Below are 9,818 nucleotides of genomic sequence, written 5' to 3' on the forward strand. Positions count from 1 at the left end.
GCTTCGGAGCGGGGGAGGCAGGCCGTGAGACGAGCCGATTCAACGACGGGACGCCGGGCTTCGCGCGTGGGCCTGCTGCTGGGGGTCCTCTGGCTGGGCGCCGCGTGTGGACAGCGCTCGGAAGAAGCGGCGGCGCCCACCACACCCCAGGTGGTGTCCCTGGGGCCGGAGAACGTGGTGCGCGTGTCGCCCACGCAACTGCAGAGCGGCCCCATCATCTCCGGCTCGCTCCAGGCGCGGCGGGTGGCGAGCGTGCGGGCGGAGGTGGGCGGCAGCATCCTGGAAGTGAAGGCGGACCAGGGGCAGGCGGTGAAGGAGGGCGACCTCCTGGCGCGCGTGGAGGAGGGCACGCTGCGCGAGCAGGTGCTGGCGGCCAGCTCCACCCTGCGCGTGGCGCGCAGTGCCTTGCAGGTGGCGAAGGCGGATGAGCAGCGCAACCGGATGCTCGTCCAAAAGGGCGTCATCACCCGCCGCGACTTCGAGCGGGCCCAGTTGTCCAGGACGCAGGCGGAAGGGCAGCTCGCGGAGGCGCAGGCGCGTCTGAAGCTGGCGCAGGACCAGTTGGGGCGCACGAAGGTGACCGCTCCGTTCACGGGCGTGGTGAGCGAGCGGCAGGTGCACTCGGGCGACATCGTCCAGCCGGGCGCGCCGCTCTTCACCGTGGTGGATCCGGCCACGCTGCGGCTGGAGGCGTCCGTGCCCGCGGCGCAGTTGGATCAGGTGAAGGTGGGCACGCAGGTGGACTTCCGCGTCAACGGCTACGCCGACCGCGCCTTCCAGGGACGGGTGGCGCTCATCAACCCGGCGGTGGATCCCGCGACAGGACAGGTGCGCATCTACGTGAGCATTCCCAACAGCGAACAGATGCTCCTGTCGGGCCTGTTCGCGGAAGGGCGCGTGGCGTCGCAGGCGAAGCAGGCGCTCGCGGTGCCGGTGGACGCGCTGGACACGCGCCAGGAGCCGCCCACCGTGCAGCGCATCACCGACGGTAGGGTGGAGCAGGTGGCGGTGACGCTGGGCCTGAAGGACGACGTGGCGCAGCGGGTGGAGGTCCGCTCGGGGTTGAAGGCCGGGGACGTGGTGCTGCTCGGGTCCGCGCGCGACCTGACGGAGGGCACGCCCGTGAAGGTCTCCGCCACGCCCGAAGGCCGGCAGAAGCCCGGAGCTCCGCAGGAAGCGCAGGGCGTGGGCGGCGCGGGCAATGCGTCCGGTGCGCCCCCGCAGGCACCGGCCGCGGGCACGTCCGCGAGCGCGCCGACCCAGCCCCCCGCGAAGGCCCCGTAGGCGCGCACCCCACCCGTTGAAGCAGTGCAGGAGCGGTCCGTGTTCATCTCCGACTTCGCCATCAAGCGCCCCACCGTCACCATCACGGCGATGGTGGCGCTCGTCGTGTTCGGCCTCGTCGCGCTCATCAACCTGGAGACGGACGAGTTCCCGGACATCCAGCAGCCGGTCATCAACGTCACCATCGCGTACCCCGGCGCATCGCCGGACACGGTGGAGCGCGAAATCGTCGAGCCCATCGAGGATGCCATCTTCAGCATCTCCGGCATCGACGGGAAGAAGACGACGTCCAGCTCCACGGACAGCCTGGCGAACTTCACCGTCTTCTTCGACTTCGACAAGGACGTGCAGGAGGCGTCGCAGGACATCCGGGACGCCATCTCCAGCAAGCGCGCGGACCTGCCGCGGGAGATGGAGGAGCCCATCCTCACGCGCTTCGACCCCGCGGACCAACCCATCGTGTCGCTGGTGCTCACGTCGGATGCGCTGGACGTGCCCGCGCTGACGCTCATCGCGGACCCCACGGTGGTGGGGGATCTGCGCTCCGTGCCCGGCGTGGCGCAGGCCACGGTGGTGGGCGGCGTGGACCGGGAGATGACGGTGCAGGTGCGGCCCGTGGCGTTGCAGGCGGCCGGCCTGTCGGTGGCGCAGGTGGTGGCGGCGCTCGAGACGCAGAACCTGGCCGCGCCGGTGGGCCGGCTCAACTCCGAGCTGCAGGAGCGCACCATCCGGCTCAAGGGCCGGCTGGCGACGCCGGAGGACTTCGCGCAGGTGCCCATCGCGGAGCGCAACGGGCGCACGCTGCGGCTGGGCGAGGTGGCGGACGTGTTCGCCGGCACCGAGGAGCCGCGCACGCTGTCGCTCTACAACGGCGCGCAGGCCGTCGGCATCGAGGTCATCAAGTCCAAGGGCCACAGCACCACGGAGGTCGCGGACGGCGTGCGCGAGCGCGTGAAGGCGCTCCAGCAGCGGCTGCCCGCCAACGCGCGGTTGGAGATCGTCCGCGACGCGGGCACGCGCGTGGAGAACTCGGTGCTCAACGTGCAACAGGCGTTGATTGAGGGCGCGCTCCTGACGGTGCTGGTGGTGTTCCTGTTCCTCAATTCGTGGCGCTCCACGGTCATCACCGGCCTGGCGCTGCCGGTGAGCGTGCTGGCCTCGTTCGTGAGCGTCTGGGCCTTTGGCTTCACGCTCAACACGATGTCGCTGCTGGGCCTGACGCTGGCCATCGGCATCCTCATCGATGACGCCATCGTGGTGCGCGAGAACATCGTGCGGCACGTGGAGATGGGCAAGGACCACTACACGGCGGCGCGCGAGGGGACGAACGAGATTGGCCTCGCGGTGGCGGCCACGACGTTCTCCATCGTGGCGGTGTTCGTCCCGGTGGCGTTCATGTACGGGGTCGCGGGACAGTGGTTCAAGCCGTTCGCGCTCACCATCGCCATCTCCGTGCTGGTGTCGCTGTTCGTCAGCTTCTCGCTGGACCCCATGCTCAGCGCGTACTGGCCCGACCCGCAGGTGGAGAAGGGCGAGCGGCGCAACTTCATCTCGCGGGGGCTGGCGCGCTTCAACCACTGGTTCGACCGGCAGGCGGACCGCTACAAGGGCGTCATCGCGTGGGCGCTGGACCACCGGCTGGCGATGGTGCTGCTGGCGGTGGGTTCGCTGGTGGGCGCGGTGGCGATGCAGGGGCTCTTCGGCGGCGCGGGCTTCGTGCCGGTGAGCGACCGCGCCGAAATCGAGATGCTGGTGGAGACGCCCGCGGGCTCCAGCCTGGACTACACGCGGCGCAAGGTGGAGGAGGTGTCCCGCCTCACGCGCGCGCACCCGGAGGTCGCGTACACGTACACGACCATCGGTGTGCCGCTGCCGCTGCGCTCGCCGGGCGTGGACCAGGCGCTGGTGTACGTGCGGCTCAAGCCGAAGGATGAGCGCAAGGCGAGCCAGGACGTGCTGGGCAAGACGCTGCGCGACGAGCTGCGCGCGGTGGGTGGCGCGTCGGTGTCGGTGTTCACCAGTGGCTTCGGTGGGGCCATCAAGTCCATCCAACTGGAGCTGCGCGGGCCAGATTCGAAGGGACTCAACCAGGTGGCCCAGCAGGTGATGAAGGAGGTGAAGCAGGTGCCGGGCGCGGTGGACGTGGGGTTGTCCACGCGCGGTGAGAAGCCGGAGCTGGAGGTGGAGCTGAACCGGGGCGTCGCGGGGCAACTCAACGTGACGGTGGGCATGGTGGCGCAGTCGCTGCGGCCGGCCTTCGCGGGGCTGGATTCCGGTGACTGGGTGGACCCCATTGGCGAGACGCGCGACGTGATGGTGCGCCTTGCGCCGCAGTTCCGGGAGAACCCCTCCGACCTGGCCCAGCTTCCGCTGGTGATTGGCTCGGGGCCGTCCGGCGCGCCCGTCGTGGTGCCGCTGGGGCAGGTGGCGAAGGTGACGCAGACCATTGGCCCTGCGCAGATCGACCACCTGAACCGCGAGAAGGTCATCAACGTGCAGGCGAACGTCGCGGGCCGGTCGCTGTCGGAGGTGATGCGCGACGTCCAGACGCGGCTCCAGTCCGTGAGGATGCCGCCGGGCTACGAGCTGTCCACGGGCGGTGAGTCGGCGGATCAGCAGGAGGTGTTCGGCCGGGTGTTCCTGGCGCTGGGCGTGGCGGTGATGTTGATGTACCTCATCCTCGTCATCCAGTTCGGTTCGTTCCTGGATCCGCTGGCCATCCTGGTGTCGCTGCCGCTGTCACTCATCGGCGTGGTGCTGGCGCTGTTGGTGACCGGGGACACGCTGAACATCATGAGCCTCATCGGCGTCATCCTGCTGATGGGCATCGTGGCGAAGAACGCCATCCTGCTCATCGACTTCGCCAAGTGGCAGCACGAGAAGGGGATGCCCCTGCGCGAAGCGCTCATCCAGGCGGGGCGCATCCGCTTGCGCCCCATCATGATGACGACGCTGGCGCTCATCGCGGGCATGGTGCCGGTGGCGCTGGGAAGTGGCGAGGGCGGCGACTTCCGGGCCCCGCTGGGACGCGCGGTGATTGGCGGCGTCATCACGTCCACGCTGCTGACGCTGCTGGTGATACCCACGGTGTATGAGATTCTTTCGGACGGTCGCACGTGGTTGTTCCGGAAGCTGCGCAAGGTGTTCAAGGGCGGCGCGCCGGGGCCCGTGCACGGGGGCGGCGGGGAGCCTCGGCCCCAGCCCCAGGGCCGACAGGACTGATGCGCGGAGGAACCTCGCGTCCTCCCAAAGGAACGGTTGGCGCTCCCCGCTTGAGACCATAGGGTCTGGAGTGTGGAGCTCCTGTCCCCGCTGCCCGACTCGCATCGCTCGCTCGTCACCGAAGCCCTGGAGGCACTGGGCGTCACCCGCTGGGTCCTGAGCCTTCACGACCCCAGCTTCCCCGGCCTGCCAGGCGAGGACGTAGGCCGGGGCTCGCCGTACTCGGAAGGGGCCGCGCGCTTCCTCGCCTTCGCCCGGGACATGGGTTTCACCGGCATCCAGTTGGGACCCCAGGGGCAGACCACCGCGTACAACCCGTCGCCGTATGACGGGACGCTGTTCTCGCGCAACACGTTGAACATCGCGCTCGCGCCGCTCACGGATCCGCACGGGCCCTGGGGCGCGCTGCTGTCCGCCGACACGCTGGCGCGACTCGTCGCGGAAGTGCCCGGAGGCGGTGGTCCGGACGCCCGCTATCACCACGCCTGTCGTTCACAGTCCCTGGCGCTCCAGGAGGTCTGGGAGACGTTCCTGCGGGAGAGGTCCCGCGCGGATGCGCCCGCCTCCATTCACGCGTTGGAGCGGCGCTTCGCGGCGTTCCGGGAGGAGCACCGGGCCTGGCTGGAACCGGATGCGCTGTTCGACGTGCTCGGTGCGCGCAAGGGCACTCCGGATGACTGGCGCTCCTGGGCGGATTCACTGGACGGACGTCTCTATGCGCCCCGGCCGGGAGAAGAGGCCCAGGCGGAAGCGCGCATCCGGGAGCTGCTGACGCTCGAAGCGGAGGCGGTGGAGCAGTACGCCTTCCGCCAGTTCCTCGTGCACGAACAGCACGGTGTCCTGCGCGAGCGCGCGGCGGGGTGGAGCTTCAAGCTGTACGGCGACCTCCAGATTGGCTTCTCGCCCCGGGACACCTGGGCGCGGCAGGGCCTGTTCCTGGGGGCGTACCTCATGGGCGCGCCGCCCAGCCGCACCAACCCGGAGGGCCAGCCGTGGAACTACCCGGTGCTGGACCCGGAGCAGTACGTCGCCCCGGAGGGCGCGGAGCCCGGCCCGGTGCTGCGCTTCATGGAGGCTCGGCTGGGCAAGATGCTCTCCGAGTACGACGGGCTGCGCATCGACCATCCCCACGGCCTCGTCTGTCCCTGGGTGTACCGCGCGGGCCTGCCGGATCCACTGCGTGCGGTGCAGGGCGGCGCACGCCTCTTCTCGTCGCCAGACCTGAAGGACCACCCGGAGCTGGCCCGGTACGCCATCGTCGCCGCGGAGCAACTGGACCGCACGCAGCCGCGTCACGCGGATGGCTGGGTGAAGTGGCTGAAGCCCGAACAGGTCCAGCGCTACGCGCTGCTCTTCGACACCGTGGTGCGCAAGGCCCGTGAGCGCGGCCGTGCCCGCGAGGACGTGCTGTGCGAGGTGTTGAGCACGCTGCCCTTCGAACTGTCCCAGGTGATGGCGCGCGACGGGCTGGGTCGCTTCCGCGTCACGCAGAAGGCGGACTTGAACAACCCGGCGGACGTGTACCGCAGCGAGAACGTGGCCCCCGAGGACTGGGTCATGGTGGGAAACCACGACACGAAGTCGCTCTGGCGGCTCGTCGCGGAATGGCAGTGGAAGCACGCCCTGCGCGCCCAGGCGGACTACCTCGCGCAGCGGCTGCATCCGGAGGCAGAGGGCCGCGAGGACTTCGCGCGTCAGCTCGCGAGGGAGCCGGGGCTGCTCGCGCAGGCGAAGTTCGCGGACCTGTTCGCCAGCCGCGCGCGCAGCGTGATGGTGTTCTTCGCGGACCTGCTGGGCATGCCCGACACGTACAACGCCCCGGGCTCCGTGGACCCGCGCAACTGGTCGCTGCGCATTCCCCAGGACTGGGCCTCGCAATACCACCAGCGCCTGCGCGCGGGCGCCGCCCTCAACCTGCCCCAGGTGCTCGCGATGGCCCTGCGCGCGGGCGGGGACAGGGCGCGGACCCGCCATGCGGACCTCCTTGAGCGGTTGGACCACGCCGCCGCCCAGCTCCGGTGGGGCGCGTAGACCGTTCTCGCTCAGGCGATGCGCCGCATGTCGAAGCGCGACTGGAGCTTCCACTGCCCGGCGCTGTCCTGTTCCTCGCCGCGCCAGGTGAATCGGTCCGGCCCGATGTCGGAGAAGCTCCAGCGGATGGGCCTGCCGCGGTGCTCTCCCCGGAGGACAAGGGCGTCACCCTCGCGCCCTCCGTCGAGCCGGTTGATGGCTCCACCGGTGGGACTCACCCAGAGGATGCGCCACGTCCCGCCCGCCCGGTCGAACGTGCGCACGGTCGTGCCGTAGCGACGGTTCGCCCCCGGCTCCACCTGCGTGGAGCCGCGCGAGCGTCGCGACGGCACGATGAAGACGTCCTGCAGGGCCCGCCCCTCCAGCACCCAGTGGAACCACCACTCGCCTTCGCTTTGTCGGACGCCGCCCTCCAGGTCGTGGTCCTGGATCGTCCCTTCCCAGCCGCCCACCAACCAGCCGAAGGTGGCGGCCGCGTCGCCCAGCTCGGTGGAGGGGCCCGGGCTCACCAATGCGTTCACGAACCGCTCGGACGTGGGCTCCGGCGCGGCGGGGCCTTCCGCCAGGCGGCGCCAGATGCCGGCGTATTCGATGGGGAGCCCATCCGCATCGACGTCGAGCATCGCGTTGAAGCCACTGTCCAGGCTCTCATAGCGGTAGCGCGCGGGCCCCACGCGCGCATACCCCTGGCGCGCGGGGGTGACGTCCAGCGAAGGGAAGCGCACCCACGCCACTCGGATCTCCGCGGTGGCGCCCTCGGCGAGCTGGAGCCGTCCGATGGGCAGCGCGTTGGTGGAAGGACTCAGGCCCAGGTCCACGTCCGTGCAGCCCTCCAACGCCTCCACGGCGCGCCCGTCCCGCAGCCACCGCCCCGCGCCGTCGTGCTCCAGCGTGAGGTGCTGACGGGCGCCGCGCCAGGACTGCGTCACGGCTACACGGCGCGTCCGCCACGCGGGGTCGCAGACGACCGAATAGTCCACCCGCAGCGGTGCCCCCTGCTCCGCGACGAGGATCACTCCGGAGAGCTCCACCCCCTCCTGGTCCCGCTTCACCCGCGCCTGCTCGAAACCGAGCTCATCCATCACGCGTCGCCAGATGACCTCACGCGTGACAGTTGTTCCTTGCGTCGCCATGCTCCACCCCGTCAGTCAATTGAGAGGGTTGGGAGCATGAAGCGCCGGGCCCCGGACGACTTGGGGATTGTTGACCGGGTGAGGGCGCGCCTGTTGGCCTCTGGCGAGGGGTGGCGGGTGAGCGAGGTCGTCTGCCGCTCCGGTCCCCGGGACCCCGTCTTCGAGGAGGAGCACGCCTGGGTGTCCGTCTCCGCCGTCCTGGAGGGGAGCTTCACCTACCGCTCGAAGCACGGACGCGTGCTGCTGACGCCCGGCTCGCTGTTGCTTGGCGAGCCCAAGGCCTCCTTCTGCTGCGGCCATGAGCATGGCGTGGGCGACCGGTGTGTCGCCTTCCACCTGGCCCCCGCGCTGCTGGAAGAGGTGGCGGGGGACCTGTCGGGCGTGACGCGAACGGGCTTTGCCTCCCACCGGCTGCCCCCGCTTCAGCGCCTCGCGCCGCTCATCGCGGACGTCCAGGCGCTGGCTGCCTCGCCGGGGGCGCGGAGCGCGGAGGAGCTGGTCTTGCGGATGGCGGGTGCGGCGCTGCGCGGGGTGGAGGCGGGCACCCCACGCTCCGTGAGCACACGCGATGAGCGCCGCATGGCGGAGGCCGTTCGAACGATGGAGGCCCGGCTCGTCGAACCCCTCTCACTCGGCACCTTGGCCGAGGGGCTGGGCATGGGTCGGCACCACTTCCTGCGCACCTTCCGCAAGGTGATAGGGGAAAGCCCTTACAGCTACGTCCTCGGCCGCCGCCTGGGGCTCGCCGCCGAACGCCTGCGCACGTCCCACGACCGCATCGCGGACATCGCGTTCGCCTGTGGCTTCGGCGACCTCTCCGAGTTCGTCCGCCGCTTCGGTGCCCGGTTCGGCGTCACGCCTTCCGCCTATCGCGCCGGGGCGCGCCTCGGGCCTGGTTGAGCGGCTGTCATTGATGACCCGACGTCAGGGGTCCAATGTCACTCCAGGGCCGTTCGACTTCACTGTGAGAGGAATTGAAAGCGTCTCGAATTGGAATCCTTGCCTTGAAATCCCTGTTGGAATCGTTATCAGGGCTAAGCCTGTTGAAGTAAGGCTTCAAGCGGGGGGACCGCGTGGCGAATCGTCGTGAGTGGAACTTCGGAGCGCATCACGCGCACTTCGAGGAGCCGGACCTGTTGGTGATGAAGTTCAACGGGCCCTCGAAGCTGGAGGACTGCCAGAAGGTGCTGGAGGTGTACCAGGAGGTGGCCTCCACGCAGCCGGTGTTCCTCATCTCCGACGTGTCGAATTCGCTCCTCGAGAAGGAGGCGCGCGAGCTGCTGGTGGCGCACTCGAAGGAGGAGTGGTTCCGGGGCCACATCTACGTCGGCACGGGCGCGCGACAGCTCGCGGGGGCCAAGGCGCTGATGCTGGCGCTCTACTTCACCGGCCGGTGGATGGTGGAGGTGGACTTCGCGGACTCGGAGCGGGACGCGCGCGACCTCGTGGCGAGGAAGCGCGCGCTACCGCCGAGGCATTAGGGGCGTCCTGCCCGTCGCCTCAGTGCTGGACGTCCAGCACGAGGCGCGTGGGCTGGGTCAGCTCCAGCACGCGGAACGGCGCCTTGCGCGTGGTGCCCAGCACCCACGTCACCTCGCCCTCGAAGGCGCACAGGCGCGCCAGCTCCAGCACCGACGGCAGCGCGGGCTTGAAGGTGCGCTGCGCCACCGTGGCCTGGCCCTGCTCGTTGTGCGCCTGCGCCCGGGTGAAGCGCACCTGGAGCGCGGCCTTGCCCGGCACCGGCACGTCGTCCCCCGAGCCGCAGTCCTGCACCGGCGTCTTCACGTACGACACCTGGTAGCCCGGCAGGCGGGGTCCTGCGAACTCGAACACCGTGCGGTCGTAGCCCTCGTGCGTGCCGGTGCGCACCGAGCTCATCGTGACGGAGGGGGGCTCGCTGCGCTTCTTCTCCACCGCCTCCAGCGTCCACGTGGCGTCCACGGCCAGGGCGCTGCCCGCATCCGCCGGGGCGCTGCCCGCGTCCACCGGGGCGCTGGCCTTGCCGCCCGTGCCCTGCGCGCTGCCCGTGTCCAGGACGCGCTCCACGGGCGGCGTCGCGGTGGTGGGAGCGGAACCTTCCCGGGGCACGGTGTTGGTGGGCGCGGGCACGGCCGGGACGTCCATGGGCACCGTCGGCGGCTCCTGCTG

The 9,818-nt window shown here is 70.4% G+C and carries 7 protein-coding genes; 5 read left to right on the forward strand and 2 right to left on the reverse strand.

All coding sequences use genetic code 11. From position 1 onward, the window contains the following. Positions 1-24 precede the first annotated feature (24 nt). The 3 genes from D7X74_RS34460 to D7X74_RS34470 all read left to right on the forward strand — a co-directional run bounded on the left by D7X74_RS34460 (position 25) and on the right by D7X74_RS34470 (position 6,537). The gene (locus D7X74_RS34460) at positions 25-1,284 is read left to right on the forward strand and encodes an efflux RND transporter periplasmic adaptor subunit (protein WP_120537242.1); all 1,260 of its coding nucleotides are present in this window, start codon (positions 25-27) and stop codon (positions 1,282-1,284) included. Positions 1,285-1,323: 39 nt separating this feature from the next. Continuing rightward, the gene (locus D7X74_RS34465) at positions 1,324-4,506 is read left to right on the forward strand and encodes an efflux RND transporter permease subunit (RefSeq protein WP_120537246.1); all 3,183 of its coding nucleotides are present in this window, start codon (positions 1,324-1,326) and stop codon (positions 4,504-4,506) included. A 72-nt stretch (positions 4,507-4,578) separates the two neighbouring features. Then, positions 4,579-6,537 carry a 4-alpha-glucanotransferase gene (locus D7X74_RS34470; RefSeq protein ID WP_199741964.1) on the forward strand — a complete coding sequence of 653 codons (1,959 nt, stop codon included), beginning with the start codon at positions 4,579-4,581 and terminating at the stop codon, positions 6,535-6,537. Positions 6,538-6,548: 11 nt separating this feature from the next. Here D7X74_RS34470 and D7X74_RS34475 read toward each other — a convergent pair whose 3' ends face one another. Beyond that, positions 6,549-7,670 (reverse strand): putative glycolipid-binding domain-containing protein, encoded by a 1,122-nt coding sequence (locus D7X74_RS34475; RefSeq protein WP_120537243.1) that lies wholly within the window; start codon positions 7,668-7,670, stop codon positions 6,549-6,551. Between the two features lie 36 nt (positions 7,671-7,706). On the opposite strand from D7X74_RS34475, the gene D7X74_RS34480 reads away from it, so the two are divergent. Both D7X74_RS34480 and D7X74_RS34485 read left to right on the forward strand, forming a co-directional pair. Further along, positions 7,707-8,570 (forward strand): helix-turn-helix domain-containing protein, encoded by an 864-nt coding sequence (locus D7X74_RS34480; RefSeq protein ID WP_120537244.1) that lies wholly within the window; start codon positions 7,707-7,709, stop codon positions 8,568-8,570. Positions 8,571-8,743: 173 nt separating this feature from the next. Further along, positions 8,744-9,151 carry a hypothetical protein gene (locus D7X74_RS34485; protein ID WP_120537245.1) on the forward strand — a complete coding sequence of 136 codons (408 nt, stop codon included), beginning with the start codon at positions 8,744-8,746 and terminating at the stop codon, positions 9,149-9,151. Positions 9,152-9,170: 19 nt separating this feature from the next. Here the strand turns inward: D7X74_RS34485 and D7X74_RS34490 are convergent. Then, positions 9,171-9,818: hypothetical protein (locus tag D7X74_RS34490; protein ID WP_120537248.1), on the reverse strand; the 648-nt coding region annotated here is incomplete at its 5' end.

The sequence above is a fragment of the Corallococcus sp. CA047B genome, from assembly GCF_003612065.1.
GTDB lineage: Bacteria > Myxococcota > Myxococcia > Myxococcales > Myxococcaceae > Corallococcus > Corallococcus praedator.

What these genes read in the sequence shown, in the direction of transcription:
- D7X74_RS34475 (WP_120537243.1), bottom strand. Translation starts at nt 7,670, where the DNA reads ATGGCGACGCAAGGAACAACTGTCACGCGTGAGGTCATCTGGCGACGC.
- D7X74_RS34480 (WP_120537244.1), top strand. Translation starts at nt 7,707, where the DNA reads ATGAAGCGCCGGGCCCCGGACGACTTGGGGATTGTTGACCGGGTGAGG.